Origin of the sequence: Novosphingobium sp. BL-52-GroH (assembly GCF_044813085.1) — a bacterium.
Lineage (GTDB): Bacteria > Pseudomonadota > Alphaproteobacteria > Sphingomonadales > Sphingomonadaceae > Novosphingobium.
The window spans coordinates 428,680-452,094 of the sequence record NZ_CP171150.1; the positions used below are offsets into that span (position 1 = coordinate 428,680).

General features: G+C 62.5%; 21 protein-coding genes and 1 pseudogene. 8 read left to right on the forward strand and 14 right to left on the reverse strand.

Annotation, left to right across the window (positions count from 1 at the left end):
• Window positions 1–163: 163 nt before the first annotated feature.
• Window positions 164–1,090 carry an amidohydrolase family protein gene (locus ACFFDA_RS09690; protein ID WP_404478778.1) on the forward strand — a complete coding sequence of 309 codons (927 nt, stop codon included), beginning with the start codon at window positions 164–166 and terminating at the stop codon, window positions 1,088–1,090.
• A gap of 7 nt (window positions 1,091–1,097) precedes the next feature.
• Here ACFFDA_RS09690 and fahA read toward each other — a convergent pair whose 3' ends face one another.
• The 3 genes from fahA to ACFFDA_RS09705 are packed head-to-tail and all read right to left on the reverse strand — an operon-like array spanning window position 1,098 to window position 4,285.
• Window positions 1,098–2,408 (reverse strand): fumarylacetoacetase, encoded by a 1,311-nt coding sequence (gene fahA / locus ACFFDA_RS09695; RefSeq protein WP_404478483.1) that lies wholly within the window; start codon window positions 2,406–2,408, stop codon window positions 1,098–1,100.
• 18 nt (window positions 2,409–2,426) lie between these two features.
• Entirely contained in the window at window positions 2,427–3,023 is a 597-nt protein-coding gene (locus tag ACFFDA_RS09700; RefSeq protein WP_404478484.1) for a glutathione S-transferase family protein, read from the reverse strand.
• A 20-nt stretch (window positions 3,024–3,043) separates the two neighbouring features.
• Window positions 3,044–4,285 (reverse strand): CaiB/BaiF CoA transferase family protein, encoded by a 1,242-nt coding sequence (locus ACFFDA_RS09705; protein ID WP_404478485.1) that lies wholly within the window; start codon window positions 4,283–4,285, stop codon window positions 3,044–3,046.
• Window positions 4,286–4,623: 338 nt separating this feature from the next.
• On the opposite strand from ACFFDA_RS09705, the gene ACFFDA_RS09710 reads away from it, so the two are divergent.
• The 4 genes from ACFFDA_RS09710 (at window position 4,624) to ACFFDA_RS09725 (ending at window position 8,877) form a co-directional block, all read left to right on the forward strand.
• Window positions 4,624–5,574, forward strand: a complete 951-nt coding sequence (locus tag ACFFDA_RS09710) for a fumarylacetoacetate hydrolase family protein (RefSeq protein ID WP_404478486.1) — start codon at window positions 4,624–4,626, stop codon at window positions 5,572–5,574.
• Window positions 5,575–5,889: 315 nt separating this feature from the next.
• The gene (locus tag ACFFDA_RS09715; protein WP_404478487.1) at window positions 5,890–7,659 is read left to right on the forward strand and encodes a tyrosinase family protein; all 1,770 of its coding nucleotides are present in this window, start codon (window positions 5,890–5,892) and stop codon (window positions 7,657–7,659) included.
• Between the two features lie 22 nt (window positions 7,660–7,681).
• Window positions 7,682–8,317: a cytochrome b gene (locus ACFFDA_RS09720; RefSeq protein WP_404478488.1), complete on the forward strand. Its 636-nt coding sequence runs from the start codon at window positions 7,682–7,684 to the stop codon at window positions 8,315–8,317.
• A complete protein-coding gene (locus tag ACFFDA_RS09725) occupies window positions 8,314–8,877 on the forward strand; it encodes a YceI family protein (RefSeq protein ID WP_404478489.1) in 564 nt (187 codons plus the stop codon). The genes ACFFDA_RS09720 and ACFFDA_RS09725 overlap by 4 nt, the downstream gene beginning before the upstream one ends.
• A 42-nt stretch (window positions 8,878–8,919) precedes the next feature.
• Here ACFFDA_RS09725 and ACFFDA_RS09730 read toward each other — a convergent pair whose 3' ends face one another.
• The 7 genes from ACFFDA_RS09730 to ACFFDA_RS09760 all read right to left on the reverse strand — a co-directional run bounded on the left by ACFFDA_RS09730 (window position 8,920) and on the right by ACFFDA_RS09760 (window position 14,675).
• Window positions 8,920–9,525, reverse strand: coding sequence for a YceI family protein (locus ACFFDA_RS09730; RefSeq protein ID WP_404478490.1), 606 nt, complete (start codon window positions 9,523–9,525; stop codon window positions 8,920–8,922).
• 249 nt (window positions 9,526–9,774) lie between these two features.
• Window positions 9,775–10,818 (reverse strand): Rieske 2Fe-2S domain-containing protein, encoded by a 1,044-nt coding sequence (locus ACFFDA_RS09735; RefSeq protein WP_404478491.1) that lies wholly within the window; start codon window positions 10,816–10,818, stop codon window positions 9,775–9,777.
• A gap of 86 nt (window positions 10,819–10,904) precedes the next feature.
• The gene (locus tag ACFFDA_RS09740; protein ID WP_404478492.1) at window positions 10,905–11,579 is read right to left on the reverse strand and encodes a TetR/AcrR family transcriptional regulator; all 675 of its coding nucleotides are present in this window, start codon (window positions 11,577–11,579) and stop codon (window positions 10,905–10,907) included.
• A 65-nt stretch (window positions 11,580–11,644) separates the two neighbouring features.
• On the reverse strand, window positions 11,645–12,715 hold the full coding sequence (locus ACFFDA_RS09745; RefSeq protein ID WP_404478493.1) for a VOC family protein: 1,071 nt from the start codon (window positions 12,713–12,715) through the stop codon (window positions 11,645–11,647).
• Between the two features lie 127 nt (window positions 12,716–12,842).
• Window positions 12,843–13,853 carry a LysR family transcriptional regulator gene (locus tag ACFFDA_RS09750; protein ID WP_404478494.1) on the reverse strand — a complete coding sequence of 337 codons (1,011 nt, stop codon included), beginning with the start codon at window positions 13,851–13,853 and terminating at the stop codon, window positions 12,843–12,845.
• Between the two features lie 12 nt (window positions 13,854–13,865).
• A complete protein-coding gene (locus ACFFDA_RS09755) occupies window positions 13,866–14,483 on the reverse strand; it encodes a hypothetical protein (RefSeq protein WP_404478495.1) in 618 nt (205 codons plus the stop codon).
• Window positions 14,484–14,549: 66 nt separating this feature from the next.
• Window positions 14,550–14,675 (reverse strand): NAD-dependent epimerase/dehydratase family protein, encoded by a 126-nt coding sequence (locus ACFFDA_RS09760; RefSeq protein WP_404478496.1) that lies wholly within the window; start codon window positions 14,673–14,675, stop codon window positions 14,550–14,552.
• A 167-nt stretch (window positions 14,676–14,842) separates the two neighbouring features.
• Here ACFFDA_RS09760 and ACFFDA_RS09765 point away from each other — a divergent pair, with 167 nt between their 5' ends.
• Window positions 14,843–15,958: an FAD-dependent monooxygenase gene (locus ACFFDA_RS09765; protein ID WP_404478497.1), complete on the forward strand. Its 1,116-nt coding sequence runs from the start codon at window positions 14,843–14,845 to the stop codon at window positions 15,956–15,958.
• A 143-nt stretch (window positions 15,959–16,101) separates the two neighbouring features.
• Window positions 16,102–16,395: pseudogene (locus ACFFDA_RS09770) on the forward strand (TonB-dependent receptor plug domain-containing protein); the annotation flags it as partial.
• Window positions 16,396–16,530: 135 nt separating this feature from the next.
• On the opposite strand, the gene ACFFDA_RS09775 reads toward ACFFDA_RS09770, so the two are convergent.
• The 4 genes from ACFFDA_RS09775 to ACFFDA_RS09790 are packed head-to-tail and all read right to left on the reverse strand — an operon-like array spanning window position 16,531 to window position 21,156.
• Window positions 16,531–17,316, reverse strand: a complete 786-nt coding sequence (locus ACFFDA_RS09775; RefSeq protein ID WP_404478498.1) for a DeoR/GlpR family DNA-binding transcription regulator — start codon at window positions 17,314–17,316, stop codon at window positions 16,531–16,533.
• A gap of 27 nt (window positions 17,317–17,343) precedes the next feature.
• Entirely contained in the window at window positions 17,344–18,600 is a 1,257-nt protein-coding gene (locus tag ACFFDA_RS09780; RefSeq protein WP_404478499.1) for an MFS transporter, read from the reverse strand.
• Window position 18,601: 1 nt separating this feature from the next.
• Window positions 18,602–19,750, reverse strand: coding sequence for an FMN-dependent L-lactate dehydrogenase LldD (gene lldD / locus ACFFDA_RS09785; protein ID WP_404478500.1), 1,149 nt, complete (start codon window positions 19,748–19,750; stop codon window positions 18,602–18,604).
• Entirely contained in the window at window positions 19,747–21,156 is a 1,410-nt protein-coding gene (locus tag ACFFDA_RS09790; protein ID WP_404478501.1) for an FGGY-family carbohydrate kinase, read from the reverse strand. The genes lldD and ACFFDA_RS09790 overlap by 4 nt, the downstream gene beginning before the upstream one ends.
• 125 nt (window positions 21,157–21,281) lie before the next feature.
• Between ACFFDA_RS09790 and ACFFDA_RS09795 the strand changes: the two genes are divergently transcribed.
• Window positions 21,282–23,393 carry a bifunctional rhamnulose-1-phosphate aldolase/short-chain dehydrogenase gene (locus tag ACFFDA_RS09795; protein ID WP_404478502.1) on the forward strand — a complete coding sequence of 704 codons (2,112 nt, stop codon included), beginning with the start codon at window positions 21,282–21,284 and terminating at the stop codon, window positions 23,391–23,393.
• The last annotated feature ends 22 nt before the right edge of the window (window positions 23,394–23,415 follow it).

The following is a 23,415-nucleotide window of genomic DNA, read 5'->3' on the forward strand; positions in this document are numbered from 1 at the left end:
GGCTTTCTGTTCAGACTTTGCGACATGGCCTGAAACGGCGGAAATGAAAAGCGCGCCGCCACGCAATTTGACGGGCGTAACGGCGATAAACGAGTTTCCTTGCGGACGCCAAACGCGTAATTCATGGTGAAGTTAATAATTGCAAGTTGAGGCAGGAGAGGCCATGATAGTAGACGTTCACGCGCACCATACTCCCGCGGACTATCTGGTCCGATCAAAGACGCTTGGCGGATCATACAAGGACCGCTTCACTGGCCAACCCGAGCGCGTGACGATGGCCGAACGGTTTGCCATGATGGACGAGGCGGGGGTAGCGATGCAGATCCTGTCGCCCACCAACGCGCCCTATTCAGACGATGTGACCGAAGGCGTGGCGGCGTGCCGCCAGATCAACGATGCCTATGCGGCCCTGCATGCGGAGTATCCCGAGCGGCTGGATCTGTGGATTTCGCTGCCGCTGCCGCACATCGCCGAGTCCCTGGACGAACTGCGTCGCGGCCTGGATGAGCTGGGCGGGCGCGGCATCGTCATCGGCTGCTTTTGCCTTGGCGGTAGCGTCGCCGATGCGAAGTTCGACCCGGTCTATGCCGAACTCGATCGCCGCGGCGCGGTTGTGTTTCTGCACCCGTGCCAGACGGGCATCGATTCGCCCCACGTCAACGAATGGGGCCTGACGGTTTGCGCTGGCGCCTCGCTGGAAGACAGCATGGTGGTGCTGCATCTGATGGCAGCGCGGATCCCGGAACGATTTCCCAATATCCGCTTCATCGTGCCGCATTTTGGCGGGATACTGCCGATGCTGCTGAATAGGCTGGACGGGCAGATGCCCCAGCAGGACCTCGCCGAGAAGCCCAGCGTCACGGCCCGCCGGTTTTATTACGACACCGTGGGCTGGGGCTCACGAGCGGCACTGATCGCTGCGGTCGAGGCATTTGGCGCAAGCCAGATAGTGACCGGCAGCGACTTTCCGGTGTTGTTGCACCATGAGAGTTACTGCCAGACGTTCGACCATATCCGCGGCAGCGACCTGCCCGCGGATCAGATCGAGACGATCCTGGGCAATGCCGGGAAGCTGGTTCCCCTGCGCTGAACGGGAATCAGGCGGCTGGCAGTATTTCCGCGCCGCACCGGCCGAAGCCGATGCTGACATAACCGTCGTGCTCGGCTCGGCCGGTGATGACGAATTCGTCGCCGTCCTCCAGCCAGTTGCGCTGTTCACCGTTCGGCAGATCGATGGGTAGCGTGCCGGCGGTGATTTCAAACATGCACGCGGCCGATTCGTCGCTGGGGCCCGAAACTGTGCCGCTCGACAACAAATCGCCGGGCTGAAGATTGCACCCGCCCGAGGTGTGGTGGGTGAGCATTTGCGGGATGGTCCACGCGCAGTCGAGCAGGCGGCTGGCGACAATCTGCGCCGGTTGGGCGCCTGCCGCCCGCATGGCTGAGGTCGTCAGAAATGCGTCCAGCGAGATATCGAGACCGCCTGATTTTTGATGGGTGTCGCTATCGAGATAGGGCAGGGGCTGGGGCTGATCCGCTTCGCGTGGCGGGGCCGGGCAGCGGAACGGTTCCAGCGCATCGGCGGTGACGATCCACGGCGAGATCGTCGTCCGGAAGGCCTTGCCGAGGAACGGCCCGAGGCGCTGTTCCCAGATCTGCGTGTCGCGGGCCGACCAATCGTTGACGAGGACATAGCCAAAGATGTGATCGTCAGCCTCATCCAGTGCCACACGCGATCCCAGCGAGTTCCCCCGGCCGACGATGGCGCCGAACTCGACTTCGAAATCCAGTTGAGCTGTGGGGGCGTAGACCACCGTTCCATCGGCTTCGCGCCGCTGGCCGTAGGGCCGTTCGAACGGTATGCCGTCAATGGTGATCGAGGTGGCGCGGCTGTTGTAGGCAACCGGCAAGTGCAGGAAATTGTCATTAAGCGGGCGGGCGGGGCGCGACCGGCGGGCGGCTGTGACGTGATGGACCGATGTCATAAAATCGGTGAATGAGCCAATCGCGACGGGCAAGTGCAGGGTTGCGCCGGCCATCGGTACGAGAATCGCGCCGGCTTGGGCCTTTGCGGCAGCGGCATGAGCGCCGTCCTCGGCCAGGATTTCGAACAGGGCGAGGCGCAGCCGGGTGGCGGCATCGCGGCCCATGTCCGCCAGCCGATTGAGCGTGGGCTCGGCCGCCGCGCGCGCGATGTCGGCGACAGCGGCGGGGAAGAGGCCAGTATCAAGCGCGGCAGCCACATCCAGGATCATGTCACCTATGGCAACGCCGCCGCGCGGTCTTAGCCCGGCGGTGCTGAACACCCCGTGCGGCAGGTTCTGTACCGGGAAGTCCGTACCGGGGGTTTTGGCGGAGGCGACCCAGCTGGTGCGGGCGGAATCGTGCGTGGCATTGAGGCGTGACATGGCAATACCTTGATTTATCTAGACGTGCGGGGCAGTCAGCGCGAAAGCCGGCATCGCCGCGGCGAAACGATCTAGCCATTCGCGGAATTCTGGATGGCCATCCGTCCAATCAGCGGGTTTGCGAATTTCGACCCACGCGAGCATGGCTGCGAGCGCGATGGTGCCCGCATCGATCGTTTCGGGATAGGGCAGATCGGCGGCAATGGCGGCAAAGCCACGCACCAGCTTGGCGCGCTGATGATCGATCCACGGCTGGTGGCTTTTATCCGCCGGCCGCATCCGGCCTTCCATCACGATCAGCACGCCGGCATCGCAAATTCCGTCGCAGAGTGCCTCGCGCTTGAGGACGGCAATGCGTCGATCAGGATCGGCCGGCAGTAATTTGCCCGGGACCAACAGATCCAGGTACTGGATGATGACCCGGCTGTCGTAGACATGGCGGCCATCGTCGAGGGTGAGCACCGGCATTTTGCCGAGCGGGTTTTCCGTCCGCAAGGGATCGGCCGGATCGAGGAAATTGGTATTGTGGACCGGCACCTCGCCAAGGCCGACATGGTGCAGGGCCATCCGGATTTTCCGTCCGAACGGCGACATGTGCGAAGTCCGCAGGTACATCGTGGCGTCTCCTCGGAAGATCAGTTTGCCTGTCCCGGCACCGTCAGCAAAGCCCCGGTACGGCGCAGTTCTGCGATTGCTGCTGCATCCATGCCCAGGCTTTCGGTCAGATAAGTATCCGCATCTTCCGACAGCGTCGGCGGAAAGGCGAGCGGCGGAGTGACGCCTTCGATCTTGATCGGGGTGCTGACCATCTCGATCGCGCGGCCATCAGCGTGAGTAAGCGGCACGATCATGTTGCGGCCGTAATCACGCGCGTCTGCGATTGCTTCGGATACGTCCTTGATCAACGCCGCCGGTACGCCACGCTCTGACAGGGCTGCGGCCCAGGCGGCGGCATCGCGGGCAAGGAACGCGGGTTCCAGCAACATCCACAGCGCGTCCTTGTTGGTCAGCCGGTCACCGCCGGTCTTGAACTCGGGACGATCCGGCAGGTCCGGCAGGCCCAGCACATTGCACAGCTCCACCCACATGCGCTGGGTATTGGCCGTCACCACCAGTTCGCGGTGGTCGCCCGCGGTGAACGAGCGGTAGGTCGGGATGGAATCGTGCTGGGCAGCCTGCGGGCCGGGCAGGGTGCCAGAGACCAGGTGATACTGGCCCTGATAGGATAGCATGGACAGCTGGCCATCGAGCATCGAAATATCGATCATTGCGCCGGTTCCGGTGCGCGCCCGATCAGCCAGTGCCGCATTGATCGCAATCGCGGCGTACATCCCGGCGATGATATCGCCGGCCGGGATGCCGAGCCGCACCGAGGGCCGGTCCACCTCACCCGTGAGGCTCATCACGCCGGAGAGCGCCTGGACGATCATGTCGTAGGCGGGATTATTGCGCCAGGGGCCTTCCTGGCCGAAACCGCTGATGGCTGCCCAGATGAGCGAAGGCTGCTGCGCGCGCATGCCATGCCCGTCCAGCCCCAGCTTCTTGCAGATGCCGGGACGGAAATTTTCCACCACCACATCGGCCGTCGCAATCAGTGACCGCGCGACTTCGACAGCGGCCGGGATCTTCAGGTTCAGGGCGATGCTGCGCTTGTTGCGATTGGTCGACAAGTAATAGGCGCTGTCATCGCCGACGAAATGCGGCGGGATCGACCGGCTGCTGTCACCGTCGAACGGTTCGATCTTGATCACCTCGGCACCGAGATCGCCAAGAATCTGCGTGCAATAGGGTCCGGACAGGAAAGTGGTAAAATCAATCACCCGAACCCCGCTGAGCGGCCCGCGCTTCAGCGTATCGGATTGTCCGTCCGGCTTCATCTGTATGTCCTCACCAGATGGCCGCTGATGGCGCGGCCCGATCTTCCGTATAGCGGAACATAATTTCGGGTCAACCAACGGTGATGCAGTGGAAGGGCAGGATCGGCGCCAATTTATCGCCTGTTCGGCGAAGCTCTTCGCCGTCGAAGCGGAGATGTGGCTGCAAATACACCGCGTTTCGTTTGAAAATCCAGGGAGCTGCGCCAAAACCCGGGCGTGATATTGACTCGCGACCGCCCAGCCGGCAAACACCGGAGAAAATCTCCACTCAACGGATAAACGCGGCCGGAAGTCCGGTTTCTGGATAAGAGCGCCGCGGAACAAGGACGGGAAGAGCAATGAAACTCGCACTATTCGCCGAGCGCGATGGCCGGGCCCAGGCCGGACTGTTGACCGAAGCCGGGGTCATCCCTTTCGGCGATCTGCAGCCGGCCGGCGCGAGCGATCAAGCGATCATGACCGCAGTGATCGATGGTTTCGACGATCTGCGCCCGGCGCTTGAAGCGTTGGCGCAAACTGGCAAGGCGCTGCCACTGGACAAGGTGCGGCTGTTGCCGCCGTTGCCCCGGCCAGGCAAGATTCTGAACTGCATCGCGAACTACTGGGAGCACGCGCAGCGCGAAGCTCGCCCGCTCAACATGTTCATGAAAAACCCGGATGCGGTGGTCGGACCGGGCGACACCATCGAGCTGCCCGATTTTGACGAGCCTTGGGCGTTCATGCACGAGGCTGAACTGGTCGTGGTGATCAAGGGGCCGGCGAAGAAGGTCTCACAGGAAAATTGGCGTGATGCGGTGTTCGGCTACACCTGCGGGATCGACGTGACCGCCCGCGGTGAAGGCCGCATCACCTGGAAGAAAGGGAGCTGGCTGGGCAAGTCGTTCGACACGTTTGCGCCGCTGGGCCCGTGCATCGTGACTGTCGATGAGATCCCCGAGCCGAACGACCTTCACGTGCAGTTCTGGAACAATGGCGAATTGCGGCATAATTTCAACACCGACGATATGGAGCACCGGGTGCCCGAGATCGTCGAGTTTGCCAGCCGGATCATGACGCTCAATTCCGGCGATGTCCTGTTTACCGGTACCAATCATGAGGGATTAGGTTTCCTGCAGGATGGCGAGACCGTGCGGATTAAAATTCACGGGATCGGCGAAATGGAGTTGACGGTGGCCGACCCGCTGAAGCGATCATGGGACCGCGGCGTTTACATGGGCCACGATTCGACCAATCACGAAGCGGTCAAGCGGCATCGCCCTAAGGACGATGCAGTCGCTGCACTCCGCTGAAGCTGGTCGTGGACACGCAGCGCAGAGCGCCGCATTCTCTGCGCGACGCGATCGCTTGCCGGATTTGCCAGGAACAGCGGGATTGCGGGGTTTCGGAGCAACTTTCAGCTTGCGATGAAGCGCAGTCCATGCCAATAAATTATTCAATGAAATAACATTCCGAATAGCGGAATTTTTGGTGTTTGAGCGGCGGGTTCGGTCGCGCGTGAGAGAAGCTGTGTCATCAGCGGTTCTCGAAATGTCGAGCGACCAACATCACGTGCTGCTGGACGGCGTTCGGGTCCTCAAAAACAACCAGGGGAAGGAAGTCAGGAAGTGACTGAGCTTGATCAAGTGCTGCCGATGTCCCGGCGCAAGGCGCTTTTCGGTGCAGCGACTGGTGCAGTCGCAATCGGAATGGTCAGCAGCGCAATTTCCGCCACGCCAACCGCACCTGCGGCGGTCGCTTCGCCCACACAGCTCCCTCCGACCAAACCCGCACGCTGGCACCGCTTGCGGGTTGACGACCCGGCGACGCCTGCCCGTGTCCTTGAGAGCTACAAGAAGGGCATCCGGGCGATGCTCGCGCTGCCGCCTTCTGATCCGCGCAACTGGTACCGGGTCGTGATGATCCATGCCATGGACTGTCCACATGGCAACTGGTGGCTGCTGCCGTGGCATCGTGGTTTTGTCGGCATGGTCGAACGCATCGTCCGTGACCTGAGCGGCGATCCGTATTTTGCCTTTCCCTACTGGGACTGGAGCGTGACGCCGCGAATTCCCGACGCTCTCTTCGACGACGTTCTTGATCCCAGCCATCCCGCCTTTCTGGGCAGCTTTGAAGAATTCAAGCACAAATTCGAAAAGACAGTTGCAGGACTTCCGTGCTGGAAGGCCTCGAAAAAGCCGGACGGTCTTTTTGACCATGACACGCAATACGGGCATCTGCTGCAGCGCGGTTATAGGTTCCCTGCCGATTTCTGGTTCGATCTTGGTGAATCGCCAGCATCCAAATGGTTTTTCGATCGCAACCATACCCGCGGACTTACCCGTGCAAAGCCTGACTTTGACGCGATCGTGCGCAAGGCCACCTCACGGCAGACGGTGCTGGCGGCGCTTGGCCCAAATGATTTCGAATCTTTTGGCAGCGCCAAGGGATCGAACCATCATCGCGGGGTCAGCAAGGGATTGCTTGAGACTCAGCCTCACGATTTCATCCACGGCGTGGTGGGTGGTCTGATGCGGGAAGCACGGCCCGAAGATGGCCCCCTGGGCGCGCCGATGGGGTCTGGTCCCGGCGGCTTTCTGCAAGGGAACATGTCCCCGACCGACCCGATCTTCTATCTCCATCACACCAACCTCGACAGATTGTGGGACGTGTGGGTCCGCAAGCAGGCTGCTATCGGTGGCCCGATCCTGCCCGAAGGATACAAGACGGAATCCAGCGAGGGCCAGTCGAACTACAAGACCTGGGCCAAGGAGAAATTCCTGTTCTTTATTGACGAGAAGGGGGCCCCATCAAAAAAGACCACCTGTGCAGATTACATATGGCCCGGCGAATTCGACTATGACTATCAGCCTGGCACGGCCGAGGAACTGGTCGCTTTGGCGCCAGAGTCAAAGATTGCGCCGCAGCGTTTCGCAGCTGAAGTTCGCAATCCCGCCATCAGCACGATCCAGGCTGCAACCTGCACGGTCGCCGTACCGTCCGGGCTGACCCAGACATGCAGCTATCAGGCGGCGCCGGCCTCGCTCGTGGCGAATGTCGAACTGGATTTTGCGCATCATGCTTCAGGTGCTGTGCTGCACGTGTTCCTCGACCCGCCATCGGATACCCGCGAGCTGACACCCTCCAGCGCGCATCACGTCGGCTCGATACTGTGTCCGAACATGGTTCATTCGACCATTGCGGTTAACCTGAACCTCAATCAGGCGCTTCGGGCCATGCGTGAATGCGGTCGTCTGACTGAAACGCGGACGCTCAAGTTCCGGATCGGAACGCAGCAAGCGCTGCCAGACCTCATCGCGGACAAAATGGCTAACAGTTGCGGCGATGCCGTTTGCCATATTGCTGACGTGAAGGCTGTTACGCTGGTCACCGCGTGATGCGCACAAGGATCGAGCAGTCGTGAGCACGACACCCACCCCCCGATATCGCTCCGTCGCGATATTGCTGCATTGGCTGATTGCCGCGGCCATCATCGCGATGATTCCGCTGGGCTGGTGGATGACGAGCCACGTGACCGATCCGGCTTATGTGGAACAATCGTTCAAAGCGTACCAACTGCACAAGTCGGTGGGGCTGACCATCTTGGTGCTGTCGGTTCTTCGGCTGCTGTGGCGTTTGACACACCGCCCGCCGGCACTTCCGACGGGCATGCCGGGGTGGGAGCGCGCTGCGGCGCGGGTCACGCACGTGCTGTTCTACCTGATCATGATTGCGATGCCGCTGACTGGCTGGCTCTATGTTTCGACCGGCTGGAACACCCTGATCAACGCGCCGTTCGAGGTGCCGACTCTGTGGTTCGGCCTGTTCGAATGGCCACATCTGCCGGGTCTGGCGGAGGCGTCCGAGGCGTTTCGAGCATGGGCTGCGGAAACCTCGATGACCGCGCATTCGATACTTGCAGTATCAACGGTCGGGTTGCTTGGCCTGCATATCGCGGCTGCCCTCAAACACCATTTCGTTGACCGCGATTTTGTGCTCGCGGGGATGCTACCGTTGATTTCCCCGCGCGCGGCCCAGATGGAGAGCTCAGAGTGAAGTTTATTCCCGCGCTTGCCGCCGTGTTGCCGTTTTTGAGTGTTCCCGCGCTGGCCGCGCCGCCGGTGTGGGCGCCGGTGGCTGCGTCCAGCAATATCGGCTTTGGTGGCACCTACACCGGAAAGGGCTTCACCGGCCGCTTCAGCCAGTGGCAGGCGGCGATCCGGTTCGATCCGGCTGACCTGGCGCATTCGAGCGCGAGCGTCACGATTTCAACCGCAAGTGCGGCGACTGGCGACCCCTTCAAGGACACGACGCTCACCGGCGGCGAATGGTTCGACACCGCTCGATTCCCGCGCGCTACCTTCGTGACCAAGCGGATCACCGCTGCGGGGCCAGGACGCTATGTCGCGGACGGCGAGCTGACCATCAAGGGCAAGGCAATTCCGGTCAAGCTGCCGTTCACGCTGCGCATCACGGGCAATATGGCGGTGATGAACGGCACGACCAAGGTGGACCGCATCGCCGCTGGGCTGGGCGCCCGTTCTGATCCGTCGGGATCGTGGGTGGGCCGACCGATCACGCTGACGATCGCAGTGACCGCGCGCCGCATGAAGTAACCCCGGGGAGTTGACCGCCGGCCGGAGCCGGCGGTCATTCCTTTACTTGGCGAGCTGAAATTCCGCGCTGATAGTCAGCGCGATGTCGTCGCCGATCATCGGCAGGAACGTCGCAACGCCGAAATCCGAGCGCTTGATCGTGCCGGTAGCGTCGAAACCGACGGTCGAAACTTTCATCATCGGATGCATCCCGGCACCGTGCAGGGTGACGTCAAGTGTGACTGGCTTGGTCACGCCATGCAGCGTGAGATTGCCGGTTACCTTGGCGTGCTTGGCATCAACCATCGTGACCTTGGTCGAAGCAAAGGTCGCGGTAGGAAACTGCGCGGCATCGAACCACGATGCACCCTTCAGTTCGCCATCAAGCTTGTCGTTGTCGGACGCCAGGCTGGACATGTCGATGGTCACGTTGACGCTGCTGTTGGCGGGCTTGGCCGGATCAAGCGTCAAGGTGCCGTCGAACCGGGTGAACCGGCCGGTGAAGGTTGAAAAGCCTAAATGGTCGACGCCCCAGGTGATCTTCTTGTGGTCGCGGTCCATGACATAGCGACCGGCTGGAACCGGGGATTCCGCTGCAGCGGCGATTGCGGTCGCGGCGGCTATCGGCGCAGTGGCCAGAAGCATACAGGACAGGATGATGGATCGCATGGGTCTCTCTCTTTCGGGGTTGGTTGCCCGCCCAGCCAACCCGTGCCGTGGGGGCGGGGCCGGTTGCGGTGCGGGATCGTGGCTTAGGCTCATGCCTCGCGATTGTGATCGTCGAAGTCGAACGCGGTCTCCCCTTGCGCTCACTTGAATTCGTGAGTTTTCGGGTTCGATTATGCTAATCCGCTGGGAGGAATAGTCAACTGATCAGCGGAATTTCATGACCTTGGACATAACTATCCTCGCCGATGGTCAGGCTGGTACAGAAAGTGTTGCGCGCTCCGCCTCGATTTTCTGCTTGAGGATCTTGCGGGCCAGCGCGCCGGCTGCGTCGCCTGGCAGCCAGCCCAGCTTGAGCGCACCGAGCGTTCGGTTGCCGATGTTGGCCTGCTGGTCCTCGAGCATAAGCTTGTCCTCGGTTTCAAAGGGCAGCTTGAGGTAATTGACCTTGCGGTTGGCGATTTCGCGGCCTTCGGGTCCCAGGTCCTTGGGAATGTTCGACGAATACCAGTAATGCGAGCTGTGCTCGGTCTCTGGCGTGAAAATGTGAGCGCCGACAAACTCATTGCCTTCTTCCTTGGGTCGGCCAGTCCGTACCGCGCCCGAGTAAAGCGCCATATTGGCCGGTGCAGTCCACTTGACGTGAATCCAGCGATCGACTGCGGTCCCGGGCTCGAACCCCATGTTGATGCTCAGCTGATCGGTCATCACTTCGCCGATTACGTCACGGTTCGACCAGACAACCTCGCCGGCCTGCTTGGCTTCGTATTTTCCCGTTGAGACTTTGCCGCTGCCCAGTGTATCGGCATGGAGAAATTCGATGTGGCTGAGATCGAGAATGTTCTCGATTTCAAGTTCATAGCCAGCCTTGACGTTGAGATATCCTTGGCCAACGTAAAACCTGTCCGGATCCTGGAAGCTGAAATCTGGCACCAGCGCGGGATCCGCCAGTTCAGGATCGCCCGGCCAGACCCAGATCATGCTGTAGCGTTCTTCAACCGGATAGGCCCTGACCGACATGGTCTTGGGAGGCGAGCCGAACGGGCTTTTGATGCAGGTGCCCGTGCCGTCGAAAGTCAGCCCGTGATAGCCGCACTGGATGGCATCGCCGATAACGCGACCGCGGGCGAGCGGAGCGAAGCGATGCGGGCAGACCCCGTCGAGGACGCCAAGTTGGCCGTCTTCCTTGCGGAAGATCACCAGTGGCCGGCCCAGAATGCGGCGTGAGAAAACGGTGCCTTCGACCACTTCGGAATCCCACGCGGCCGCATACCATGCATTCATCAGATAGGTCATCCGCCGCTCCCATATCGCTGGCTGGTCTGTATCAGCGCGATGTGCGCTGGTTGATGTACCACTGGTACCCAAATCCGGTGGGCGGATCAATTGTCTCGTTGAGCAATGCTGCTGACGAACAAGTGCGCGGCGGCATCTGCAAATCGTTCTAGTTCAGCTTGCGGCACGGGAAGCGGCTGGAGCCCTAGCAGTGCCCGTTCGTAGAGATCGCTGCGGATCAGGTGCGTGAGGCGCCCTCCTTCGGCGGCAAGATCGACGGCGGGGCCAATGCCGCGGCCGCGCCAGCGTTCAAGATACCGGGCCACTTCGGGAACCACGACGAGATGGCCGCTGTGATAAAACAGGCTGGCCCGGCTGTTGCCCGAACCGCTGCTGGCGATAATGCCGCGATAGGTCGCGATGGCCTGCGGCGACAGGTGAAACGATAGCAGGACGCGCGTGAGGATGCGGACGCCGGCCAGCAGTGAGCCGGCGTTTAACGGCAATTCAAGGTCAAGCTCGGCCATGCCATCGTGCACGCTTTGCGCCAGCGCAGCCGCGAACAGGCCGTCGCGGTTGCCGAAGTACTTGGTCACCGTAGCCTTGGAGCCACCAGCCAGCCGGATCACTTCATTCAGACTTGCGTTGTGAAAGCCGAACTGGGTGATCTGCTGCCGCGCATGCAAGATCAGCGCCCGTTTGCGCGCTTCAGCTGCATCGAATCTGGTCCCTTGTTGTTCATGCGTGTGAGACCCGCCCCTTCCGACGCCGCCGCCCGGCATCGGCGTGTCAATAACGCTATTGCGCTTGTTCGGGAAATGACGCAGGCGGGGCGGGCTGCCGTTGGTTAGATCGCGTGCTCGTCTGCTCCGGTAATTTCCGCCAGCTTGCCACCGACGGCCAGCTTGCCCGGCTGGCGCTTGCGGAAAGGCGCAAAGCTGGCGCGATCCGCATCGAAGGTCATCTCCCACGGAATATCGTTGCCGCGGAAGATTGACGGGGCGTTGTTCGACCACAGCAGCGAACCGAAGCGGAAATCCCACGCGCGCGGGATCCAGTTATCGTCCACATAGTCGGTATCGGCGTGATATTCAGCCTCACCCGCTTTCCCCGGCATGTCGCAGTAGTAGTAGATCGCGCTGGAGATCCGGTGGCGGGAAATGCCGCCGGAGCTGTTCATGCTCGCGTTCTTCCAGCCCTTGGCTTCCATGATGTTCGCGCCGAGCATGACCTCGTCGATATCGTCCATGCCGAACGCAATGTGCATGAACTTGAAGTGATCGGGCGCGATCGGCAAATCGCAGTTAACCCAGAAGATCGAGTGATGCTCGTAAGCACCTCCCGCGCGGGCGAAAATCCCGGTGCCCTTCGAGTGATCGGTGTAACGAAAGCCAAGGTGCCGTTCGTAGAATTCGAAGCTGCCGACATAGTCGGGTGAGAAAAATACGACGTGGTTGATGGTCTTGGCGATAGCCTTGCTGCGCCAGATCCGGTGTTGATTGAAGCGCGGATGGGCGCCGGGCGTGTTCACCGGGCTGGCCTCGCTGACGAACGGTTGCTTGGCCCAGACGCGCAGGGCGATTGGCTGGCCGTCGGGGCAGGTGCAGCGCACGGTGCCGTCGGCATCGCGGGTAACGGCAACCTCGCCGCCCAGGCTGGCGGCCATCCGCTCAAGATTGGACGCGGTGTCGACCCCCCAGACGGTTTCCTTCAGCCCATCACCGGGGAACGGATCAGGGGAGGGAAGGCGCGCATCGCCATGCCGGAGCAGCACCACGCGGCTGCCAGACGCCAGCCGGAACACGGCTTCGTCAGCCCCGGCCTGTTCAAGCGGCAGGCCGAAATCGGTCCAGAACCGCGTGTGCTCAGCCAGGTCGGTGACCCCGAAGATCACGCTTTCGACGCCAAGAATGCTCATGAATTCTCCCCAGATACTGCGTGATCTATCGCAGCAACGGGAGCTTTGCGAAAACGCATGTTATCGCATGCCAGCTATTGATCCGGGGAATTTCATGGCCGGGCCGCATGGATTTGCGGCCGCGAAGCTAGCCCAGATCGCGCGAGCGGTTGCGGTAATTGCCGGACAGTTCACTTTGTACGGCTTGCCGGATCATCGGGTCGAGCGCGACGACCTTGCTGGTGTCCGCCGGTTCCTTTTCGTGCGCTAGGGCCGCAATACGTTCGATCACCCAGCGCAGACCGGCGTCGTTGTTGTTCGCGATGTGCCATTGCAGCACTTCGCGAATTGGCGGGACGTCGAACGGCAGTTCGCGAATGGCGATCGGCAGGATGCGTGCCAGCCGGGTTGCTAGCCGCCGGTGCATCGTGGCGATCCGCCGGGTGCCGATAATCAGGCCCGGTACCGACATGAAGGAAGGGGCAACCACCTCTACCCGGCGCGACTGCTTCTGGAGGCGCATGAACGCGTCTTCGAAGGCAGGAATGCGCTGCTTGCCGAAGCGCGACGTGACGTGGCCAAGTTCGAAGTAAAGATTGCGGGTCATCTCCTGCTGCATTGCCGGATTGCCGTCCCAACCGACCACCACGTGATCGTCCTCGAACAGGATCTGGCTGGGATGATCTGGCGATACAGCGAAGTTGATGGTGAGCAGCAAGTCGATCTGGTTTCGCTCAAGCGAATCCATCGGCATGTCGTTCATCGGCTGGATTTCGAATCGGATGCCGGGGGCGTCGGTCTCGAACTCGTGCAGGACCTTGGACATCAGCACTTCGGTCGAATAATCCGAGGCCATCAGCCGGATCTGCCGCTCGCTCGATGCCGGGTTGAATTGCGGCTCAACCGCGATCGTCGTGCGGACTTGCTCCAGCACGGAACGGACAGGTTCGATCAGGCCCTCGGCCCGCGCGGTCAGCACCATCTGGCGCCCGCGGACCATCATCAGCTCGTCACCGAAGTAATCGCGCAACCGGCCCAGCGCGCTGGAAGTGGCGGATTGGGACAGGCATAGCCGGTCTGCCGCCAGGGACACGCTGCGTTCGGTCAGCAGCGCATCCAGTGCGACCAGCAGATTCATGTCCAGTTTCTGGAACCGCATCGACATCTCCCGTCAGCCTTCGTCGAGAGTTGCGAAGGCCTTGGCGACGAGTGTAGCAAGATTGCCATCATGTGCAAATCCCGCATGCTCCGCCGCGAGGGTTAACACGGGTGGTTGAGCTGCGAACGCAGCTTCCAATTCCGCATCCGGACGGTAGGTTGCCAACGCGGGATCGACGCCGCACTGGCGGGCCACTTCGGCCGCCAGATCCCCCATCGTGATCAGCTGGGCGGGCAGGGTGACTGCACGGGTTGGCGGCAGCAGGGCACTGTCGATGGCCAAGTCCAGCAAGAAGTTGTCAGCGCAGCGCGACACCGATTCCGCCCAGGTCGTGCCGTGGGCCGAAACCGGGCAGGTGAACGGATCACCGGCTTTCAGCGCATGAAACAGGTTCGACATGAACGCCGACTTCATGCCCGAGGGCCCTTTGGGCCGGGCGAGGATGCCGGGCAGGCGCAGCGTTACCCCGTGGATCAGGCCGCGGTTGGAATTCAGCGCGACCGCATCTTCCATCATCGCCTTGTGACCGCCGTAGATGAGCTTGGGCGAGAGTGGGGAGGCATCGTCAACCATGGCCGGTAGCGGATCGCCGAACACCGCGATCGAACTGGCATAGACGACCGCAGGCACGGGTTGCGCGCGCCGGCCAGCGCAGCCGCGCGGATCGCCGGATCTGCAAAGTCTCCGGCGAACACGTCAGCCCCGGCGGGGGATGCTGCCGGGCGCGGTATCGAGCGCCGCGACGCTATCGCCGCGGGCCAGCAAGCGGGCCAAGATCAGGCGCCCGACGAACCCGCCCGCACCGGTTATGACAACGCGCATCGATTGGTTCCCCTGCTTTGTCCGGCTTGGTTGTGGTCGATCCAATAACGGCGGCGCCGGCGCAGGTCGCACCCATTCCGTGGATGGCTGCTTATCCGTCTTTCGAATTTGCCTCTCGCTTCGCCCTGCTTAGATGCAGCGCCATGACTGCGGAAAACATAACGAGCATGGAAACGGCGCTTGTCGTCGGGGGCGGGATCGGCGGGATGGCAACGGCCATCAGCCTGTGCGAACGGGGTCTGGTCGTCCAACTGGTCGACATTGATCCGGACTGGCGCGTCTACGGCGCGGGGATCACGATTACGGGGCCGACACTGCGCGCCTATCGGCGACTGGGCATGCTGGACGCAATCAAATCTAGCGGGGCGATTACCAATAAGGCGCGGTTGCTGCGGTTCGACGGAACTCACATTCGTGATCTGGACGAGCCGGTGATCGAGGAAGGCTTGCCGGCGACCGGCGGGATCATGCGCCCGGTGCTCCACCGCATTATGCAGAGCCGGGTCCGGGAGCTGGGCATTCCGGTGCGGCTGGGCCTGACGGTGACTGCGTTGGAGCAGGCTGGTCCGAAGGTCAACGTGACGTATTCGGATGGCTCGACCGGATCGTATGATCTGGTCGTTGGCGCGGACAGCGTGTTTTCCGGCTTGCGGGAACTGGCGTTCCCGCACATGGCGCCGGCGGTGCCCACTGGGCAGGGTTGCTGGCGGATTTCGATCCGCAGGCCGCCGACGCTGGAAATGGGCGAGTTCTACCTCGGCCACGACAATCCGTGCGGCATCACCATTTGCGGGCCGGACGCGATCTACATGTGGATGCTGACGCCGCACCAGTCGCGGGAACAGCATTTCACGGACGAAGAACTATTCGTGACGCTCAAGGCGCAGCTCGCTGATTTCGGCGGACACGCTGGCTGGATCCGCGACAACATGACGCCGGAAGACTGGATCAATTACCGGCCGCTGGCAGCCGCGTTGCAGCCGCGACCGTGGTCGAACGGGCGCATCGTCCTTGTGGGCGATGCCGTCCACGCGACGACCCCGCATCTGGCTTCAGGCGCTGGCATGGCGGTGGAAAGCGGCATCGTGCTGGCCGAGGAGCTGGCCCGGGCCGATAGCGTGGCCGCCGGACTGGCCGCTTACGAAGAACGGCGCTTCGAGCGATGCCGCGACGTTATCGAAACCAGCGTGTCACTGGGGCAGTTGCAGCTTAACCACGGCTCGCCCCAACGGTTTGCCGAACTGCTGGAAGGCGCGCTGGGCCGGTTGAATGAGCCTTTCTGAAAGCACTTATATTTTAAGTGCTTAGGCGGACGGACTGCATATTTACATCAGCAGGCCGACGAGTCTGGTGCTGCCAACGACCGTTCGAACGAAATCATCATGACCGCGCGCAAGCGTGAAGAAAGCCTGATCGAAGTGCCTCTGCCGTTGCGGTGGCTACTTCCGCCCAGCTCAACCGGGATCAGGTCCGCACGATCACCGATCTGCAGCGCGTGACGCCTGAGCTTGAAATCAGCCAGACCAACGGCGGGGAAGTCAACGGCGGCGCCCGCCTGCGCGGCTTTGGCACCGGCATTGGTAACGCAACGGTTTCGCCGTCGCTGGCCTTCGTCATCGATCAGGTGCCGCAGGGCAACCTCACCTTCCCGGTCCTGTTCGATCTGGGTCAGGTTGAAGTGCTCCGCGGCACGCAGGGCACGCTGTTCGGCCAAGGCGCATCGGCGGGCGTGATCAACATCTCGACCGTGGCGCCGAACATGTCGGGCATTCACGCTTCGGGCGGGATCGACTTTGCCGACAAGGGCACTGGCGGTTCGGAAGTGGGTGAAATGACTCTGCGTGATGGCGCCTGTTTATTTTGCAATGATAAGGTGAACGCCCGCAGATTTGACCACCGCAGCAGCATCGGCGGTGATGGCTTGATCCGTGATCACGATATCCACCTCACCAAGGCCGCAGACGATCGTGCCCGATGATGACTGGAACTTGGTGGAATCCGCCAGCAGGATGACCTGTTCAGCGCGGTCCATCAGGCGGCGTTCCGCGGCGACGAGGACAACGTCCTGCTGCATTACGCCCAGCGGCCCGACCGCGGCCGCGCCCATGAACAATTTAGGCGCGTGAAAGCGTGGCATCGATTCCTCGCCGGCGGCGGCCAGGATGATGTTCTGTTCACGAAATACCGCGCCGGAGGGAACCAGGATGCGCGTACCGGGTTGCGGGAGCAGCGCATTGACGATGTGCAGCGAATTCGTGAGCACCTGCAGGTTGAGTTCGGCCAGATGCGCGCACATCTGCAGTGTGGTTGTGCCCCCGTCGATCATGATGCCTTCGCCGGGCTGGCATAGCGCCGCCGCGGCCTTGCCGATGGCCTGCTTGGCCGCCAGGTTCTGCGTGATCGATTGTTCGAACGGAGTGCCCGCCAAGCGTAGTGGTGATCCCTTGGCGTCGTTCTCGTCGCCGACCAGCTTTGCGCCGCCGTGGACGCGGACGATCTGCCCTTCCTCCTCAAGGCGGGAAAGATCGCGCCGGATCGTTGCGGGGGAAGCTTCCAGCAGCGCCTCGAGTTCGCGGTAGGATACGAACCCGGAAGGCCGCATCGCATTGATGATCAGCCGTTCGCGTTCAGCTGCATGCATCGTGGCAAACCCCTTTCGACAATCGGATCATGCCGCTGCTTGCCGCTCCACCTGCAGTTGTTCAAGCGATTTGCCCTCATTGCGCGGCGCCCAGACGTACCCGATCAGCCCTGAAGCGACCAGGAACCCGGTCAGAATCCAAGCCAGCGTCTTGAAGTCAGCCGAGGCCAATGTGGGCACGGCCAGGCTCCAGACGCCCAGACCGATCCGCACGACGGCAAAGGTGACGCCTTGCGCGGTGGAGCGGATCGAGGTGGGGAACAACTCCGCGCTCCACAGCTGGAAAAAGCTTTGAGCGCCGAAACCGCCGGCGATCCCCATGATCAGGATGTGGACAATGACGACCGGCAGGGTGAACGGGAGCACCGCCAGCATCATCATCCCGCCGATGTGGAGGATCGCCGAAATGCCGAACATGGTGCGCTGGTTGACTCGGTCGGACAGGGTCATGAAGATGGTCAGGATCGAAACGATGCCGATGGCAAAGTAACTGGCGGGGACCACGGTCTCGGCCCAGACCGGCAGGTGGTTCTGCTGGATCAGGTACGGCGTAAAAAAGCCGTTATAACCGGCCCACAGGTTCCACAGGCCGTACATGCAGATCAGATAGAGCATTGACTTGAGGTAGTTGGCGCTGAACAGTTCGTGCCAGTCGATCCCGGCGGGCCGGTCGGCGCGCGCAGCCTGGCTTTCCTCCCAGCGCTGCGATTCCCTCATCCGGCTGCGCAGGAATGTGAGGCCGAGGGCGAGGATGGCAAGGTGGATGAACAGCCAGCGAATGCCGTCGATGCCAAATGGCTTGAGGAAATAGGCCGCGCCCAGCACGATGACCGGACCGAGGTACCACAGCACCTGCGCTACGCCGGAATGGGCGCCGCGCCTGGTATCGGGGGCCTGTTCGGCGATCAGCGACCAACTCGCCGGAATGTCGGCGCCGACCGCCAGGCCGACCAGCAGGAACCCAGCGATGATCATCCACGCCGCGCTGGCGAAGATCAGGAACAGCATGCCGAACGCGTAGAACAGCATGTCGTACTGGTAGATCTTCTTCCGGCCCAGACGGTCACACAGCCAGCCGCCGATGAACGCTCCGATTCCGGCGGAAATGGCATTGGCACTGAAGGCAGCAATCAGGCCGATGAAGCTGTCGGAAAGACCGTAGATATTCTTCCACAGCGCCAGCGCCACCGACCCAGCGACGATCGAGCCTGAATCGATGTAGTTGGCGAGACCGGCGAGGATCGTGTCCCGCCAATGGTCCTCTTCACCGGTAGCTGTGGTCATTTCAGTACTCTCCCACCAAAATCGTCCTGTCGATCTGATCGATCCGTGTCGTGCCGGTCAGCGCCATCGCGACGCGCATTTCGGCCTCGATCAGCCCCAGCATTTTCGTTATTCCGGCCTCGCCGCCGGCGGCCAGTGCATAAGACCATGCCCGTCCCAGCAGCACGCCCTTCGCGCCCAGCGCGAGCAGGCGCACTACGTCGAGCCCTGAACGCACGCCACCGTCGGCCAGCACGGTCAGCCGGTCGCCGACCGCATCGGCAATCGGGGAAAGGGCGCGCGCGGTTGACAGAACCCCGTCGAGTTGGCGGCCGCCGTGGTTCGAGACTACTATCCCGTTCGCTCCTGACGCCGCGGCTTCCTTTGCGTCCTCAGGGTCGAGGATGCCCTTGATTATCAGCGGCCCGCTCCACTCCGCGCGGATGAATTCAAGGTCGTGCCACGAGATCGCCGGATCAAAATTGCTTCGCATCCACGCGAAGAAGTCCTCGATCCCGGTTTTGCCCTGCAGCACCGGCGCGACATTGCCGAGATGGTGGGGGCGGCCCATCAGCCCGACGTCCCATGCCCAGACCGGTCTGGACAAGGCTTGCGTCGCGCGCCACGCCGCGCCCTTGAGCCCGGGCGCCCCGGCAAGGCCGGTCCGATAGTCGCGGTAGCGGGTGCCCGGCACTGGCATGTCGACTGTAAAAACCAAAGCCGAGCAGCCAGCGGCGGTCGCCTGAGCCAGCAGGTCCTTCATGAACCCGCGGTCACGGATCATGTACAGCTGGAACCAGAACGGACTGCTTACCGCCGCCGCGACTTCGCCTAGCGGACAGGCCGAAACGGTCGACAGGGTGAATGGGATACGGGCCTTGTTTGCCGCGCGTACCGCCTGCACTTCGCCGCGGCGGGCATTAAGCCCGGCCAGCCCGATCGGAGCGAGCGCGACCGGCAGGCTCTGGCGCTGGCCGAACAGTTCCACCGACAGGTCGATGCCCGACACATCGCGCAATACCCGCTGACGCAGGGCAATATTGGCCAGGTCCTCGACATTACGCCGCAAGGTGACCTCGGCATAGGAGCCGCCGTCCATGTATTCGAATAGGAAACGCGGCAGGCGGCGGCGCGCGGCCTCGCGGAAATCCGCGATGTTGGCGATGATCATGAGGCAGTCTCCTGCGACGCTATCTCGGTGCGCCAGCGGTCGCGGTATGCCTGCAGGTCGCCGTCCAGTGGTTCGATCGTTCGCAGATCACCGGCGGGCCTGAGCGTGGGATCGATCAGTCGCAGCGCGCCGAACGAAACATCATTGTGCGCATCGGCGGTCATGACGCGTGTGCCGGGTCGCAGCGCGGCGAGTGCGCGGACGAATACTTCGGCCTCGCCAAAGCGCCCCTCGACCAGCAGCGTCTCGCACGCGCCGATGAGGTCAAGCGAGGTGTCGGCGACCAGCGCGGCATAAAGACACATCGCGGCGCGGCGGGCATACCAATCAGCCGGCTCGGCGCGCCACACGTTGGCGCCATGTGGAAATGGTCCGCACCCGGGGGCGAGGGTCGGCAGCATCATCGTGCCCCCTGCCAGCAGCCTCGGGACGGCGGCGACGAGCGCGGGCTGGTCGGGCTTGATGTCGATCCGGCGGGTGTCGAGTTCGATCACGCTCTCGATTTCGCGCCCGCCCATGAATCGGGCCGACGGCACCGCGCGGCCTTCGAGGTCGACGTTGACTAGGCAGTCGCGGTCCTCCGGCAGGACGAGCGCGCAGGCATCCGAAGCCGGCCGGCGCATCGCGATGAACCATGTGCCGGTGGACAGCACAGTCGCCTCGTTGTCGGCAATTTCGGCGAACCCGCGCGCGGCGTGGAGCGCGGCGTTGGAATCATGCAGCCCGGCGAGCACCTCGACGCTGGCAGGCAGGCCGGTCTGCCTGGCGATTGCCGGCCGCAGGGTGCCCACGACATCACCGGAGCGGGCGATGGGCGCAAAGCGGTCGGCCCAGCCCAGCCGTTCAGCCATCGGCGAAAAAGAGCCGGTGGCAGGCACCCACAGGTCCGAATGACAGCCCATGCTAGTCACTTCGCTGACCGCATTGCCGGTCAGGAACCACGCCCAGTACTGCGCCCAAGGCAACAGGGTTGCACTGTCAAATGCGGCCGGGTTACCTTGCTCAAGCCACCACATCTGGCTGCCGATGTTGAGTCCGCCCGGCAATGCGGGCGAACCCGTCACCGCGAACGGATCGCGCTGCGCCCGGTAGCGCGCCATGACGGCTGTGGGGATCGGCAATTCGTAATCGAGCGGCATCGCTGCCAGCTTGCCGCCCCGCAGGATCGCTACGCCAGCACCGTGTCCGACCGGGACGATGGTACGAACAGGGTGGCCGGCATAGGCCGCCAGCGCACGGACGAGCCAGGCGGCAATTCCTTCGGCGTCGAGATGTCGTGCCGCGCCGATCACGACGGGCGCATTACGCCGAACCTGTCGGTTTAGCAGACGGCCGGCCTTGTCCCAGAGCGTTACCTTGCTCAGGGTCTTGCCCAGATCGATCACTATGGCTGCGCCCGTTTTCAAGCGTGACTCTCCCGTCTCCGCGCCCTCTCAAACGATCACTATCAATCAATATTGATCGTTTCCACTAAAATTGTTATTAGCCTGCGCGAGCGGTTCAAACCGCATGTTCGGCCAAGAGGGATACCATGTACGCGCGATCGCCATTTTCTGCCGCGGCCCTGCCTTTTGCCGTGCCGTCGAGCCGGTGGGACGACTCGGTCGCTGCAACGCTTTCGCCAGCCGAGCTGCTGCTTTACCGGTCCAACCTGCTCGGCAGCGACTTGACCGTGACCAATTTCGGGGGCGGCAACACCTCCGCCAAGCTCACCGAGACCGATCCGCTGACCGGGGAAAGCGTCGAAGTGATGTGGGTCAAGGGTTCGGGAGGCGATATCGGATCGATGAAGCTCGACGGCTTCGCCACGCTATATCAGGACAAGCTGCTCGGGCTGCAGCAGTACTACGCCGGCCCCGACGATGACGACAAGATGGTCGGCTACCTGCCGCATTGCACCTTTAACCTCAACGGCCGCGCTGCCTCGATAGACACGCCGCTGCACTCCTTGCTGCCCTACGCCCATGTTGACCATGTCCACCCCGACGCGATCATCGCGCTCGCCGCTTCCTCGGGTGGCGAAGCGGCGACGCAGGAAATCTGGGGTGGCAAGATTGGCTGGCTGGGATGGAAGCGTCCGGGCTACACGCTGGGCGTGCTGCTGCGCGATTACGTCGCGGCCAATCCCGGCGTCGAGGGCGTCATGCTGGCCGGCCATGGAATCATCTGCTGGGCGGATAGCTCCAAGACTTGCTACGAACATACAATCGAACTGATTGCCGCCGCGGCCAAATACCTCAATGCCAGGCTGGCCGGCAAACCTGCGTTCGGCGGGCAGGTTATGGCGCCCAATCCGGACCGCGCGACCATTGCCGCCGACCTGATGCCCCGCCTGCGTGGCTTCATGACCGGCGCGCGGACCAAGCTGGGCCATTATTCAGACGACGCCGAGGCGCTGGAGTTTATCGGCTCTGCCGATTTCGAGCGGCTCGCCAGGCTCGGCACTTCGTGTCCCGATCATTTTCTGCGAACCAAGATCGCACCTTTGACGCTTGATCCGGCACGACTGCGCGACGACGACTACCTCGCGGAAAAGATCGCTGAATACCGTGCGATGTACGGCGCCTACTACCAACGCTGCAAGCGAGGCAATTCGCCGGCCATGCGCGATTCCAACCCGGTCGTCGTGCTGGTGCCCGGAGTGGGTCGGATAACCTTCGCCACCGACAAGACCACCGCGCGGCTTGCCGGAGAATTTTACGGCAACGCGATCAACGTGATGCGCGGCGCCGAAGCGATTGGCGATTACATTGCGCTCGACGAACAGGAAGCCTTCGACATCGAGTACTGGCTGCTCGAGGAAGCCAAGCTCCAGGGGATGCCGGCGCCCAAGCAGCTGGTCGGAAAGATCGCGCTTGTGACGGGCGGCGCAGGCGGTATCGGCGCGGCGAGCGCCGCGCGTTTGCTGCGCGAAGGCGCCTGCGTCATGCTGGCGGACCGCGACGCCGCTGCGCTCGAGGAAGTCCGCGCCGGGTTCGGCGCGCAGTTCGGGAAGGATGTGGTGCGCTGCACCGTCTGCGATGTTACCGACGAGGCACAAGTCGCAACCGCCTTTGCCGAATGCGCTCGGGAATTCGGCGGTCTCGACATTCTGGTGGCCAATGCCGGGATCGCCAGCTCGGCCGTGATCGAGGACACCACGCTCGAGCTGTGGAACCGCAACTACGACGTGCTGGCACAGGGATATTTCCTCACCGCCAAGCACGCCTGGCCTCTGCTCAGCCGGATGAAGGAGCAAGGCGGTTCTTCAGTGGTCTTCATCGGCTCGAAGAATGCGGTCGCGGCGGCGGCGGGCGCGTCGGCCTATGCCAGCGCCAAGGCGGCTGCGAACCACCTTGCCCGGTGCCTCGCGCTCGAAGGCGCCCCCACCGGGATCCGCGTCAACACCGTCAACCCCGATGCAGTCATCAAAGGAAGCAAGATCTGGGACGGGGACTGGCGCAAAGAACGCGCTGGAACGCACGGCATTGATGCCGGTGCGGAGCTCGAGGAGCACTATCGCAACCGATCGATGCTCAAGCGCGATGTGCTGCCAGAGGACATCGCCGAGGCCGTTTATTGGTTGGGCTCGGACATGTCGGCAAAATCGACCGGCAACATGATCAATGTCGATGCGGGCAACGCGCAGGCATTCACCCGATAGGGCGAGCGAGGAGTGGATGACG

Coding starts and splice junctions, on each gene's coding strand:
- ACFFDA_RS09690 (WP_404478778.1), top strand. CDS start 164: ATGATAGTAGACGTTCACGCGCACCATACTCCCGCGGACTATCTGGTC.
- fahA (WP_404478483.1), bottom strand. CDS start 2,408: ATGTCACGCCTCAATGCCACGCACGATTCCGCCCGCACCAGCTGGGTC.
- ACFFDA_RS09700 (WP_404478484.1), bottom strand. CDS start 3,023: ATGTACCTGCGGACTTCGCACATGTCGCCGTTCGGACGGAAAATCCGG.
- ACFFDA_RS09705 (WP_404478485.1), bottom strand. CDS start 4,285: ATGAAGCCGGACGGACAATCCGATACGCTGAAGCGCGGGCCGCTCAGC.
- ACFFDA_RS09710 (WP_404478486.1), top strand. CDS start 4,624: ATGAAACTCGCACTATTCGCCGAGCGCGATGGCCGGGCCCAGGCCGGA.
- ACFFDA_RS09730 (WP_404478490.1), bottom strand. CDS start 9,525: ATGCGATCCATCATCCTGTCCTGTATGCTTCTGGCCACTGCGCCGATA.
- ACFFDA_RS09735 (WP_404478491.1), bottom strand. CDS start 10,818: ATGACCTATCTGATGAATGCATGGTATGCGGCCGCGTGGGATTCCGAA.
- ACFFDA_RS09740 (WP_404478492.1), bottom strand. CDS start 11,579: ATGCCGGGCGGCGGCGTCGGAAGGGGCGGGTCTCACACGCATGAACAA.
- ACFFDA_RS09745 (WP_404478493.1), bottom strand. CDS start 12,715: ATGAGCATTCTTGGCGTCGAAAGCGTGATCTTCGGGGTCACCGACCTG.
- ACFFDA_RS09750 (WP_404478494.1), bottom strand. CDS start 13,853: ATGCGGTTCCAGAAACTGGACATGAATCTGCTGGTCGCACTGGATGCG.
- ACFFDA_RS09760 (WP_404478496.1), bottom strand. CDS start 14,675: ATGCGCGTTGTCATAACCGGTGCGGGCGGGTTCGTCGGGCGCCTGATC.
- ACFFDA_RS09765 (WP_404478497.1), top strand. CDS start 14,843: ATGGAAACGGCGCTTGTCGTCGGGGGCGGGATCGGCGGGATGGCAACG.
- ACFFDA_RS09775 (WP_404478498.1), bottom strand. CDS start 17,316: ATGCATGCAGCTGAACGCGAACGGCTGATCATCAATGCGATGCGGCCT.
- ACFFDA_RS09780 (WP_404478499.1), bottom strand. CDS start 18,600: ATGACCACAGCTACCGGTGAAGAGGACCATTGGCGGGACACGATCCTC.
- lldD (WP_404478500.1), bottom strand. CDS start 19,750: ATGATCATCGCCAACATCGCGGATTTCCGCGAGGCCGCGCGCCGCCGC.
- ACFFDA_RS09795 (WP_404478502.1), top strand. CDS start 21,282: ATGTACGCGCGATCGCCATTTTCTGCCGCGGCCCTGCCTTTTGCCGTG.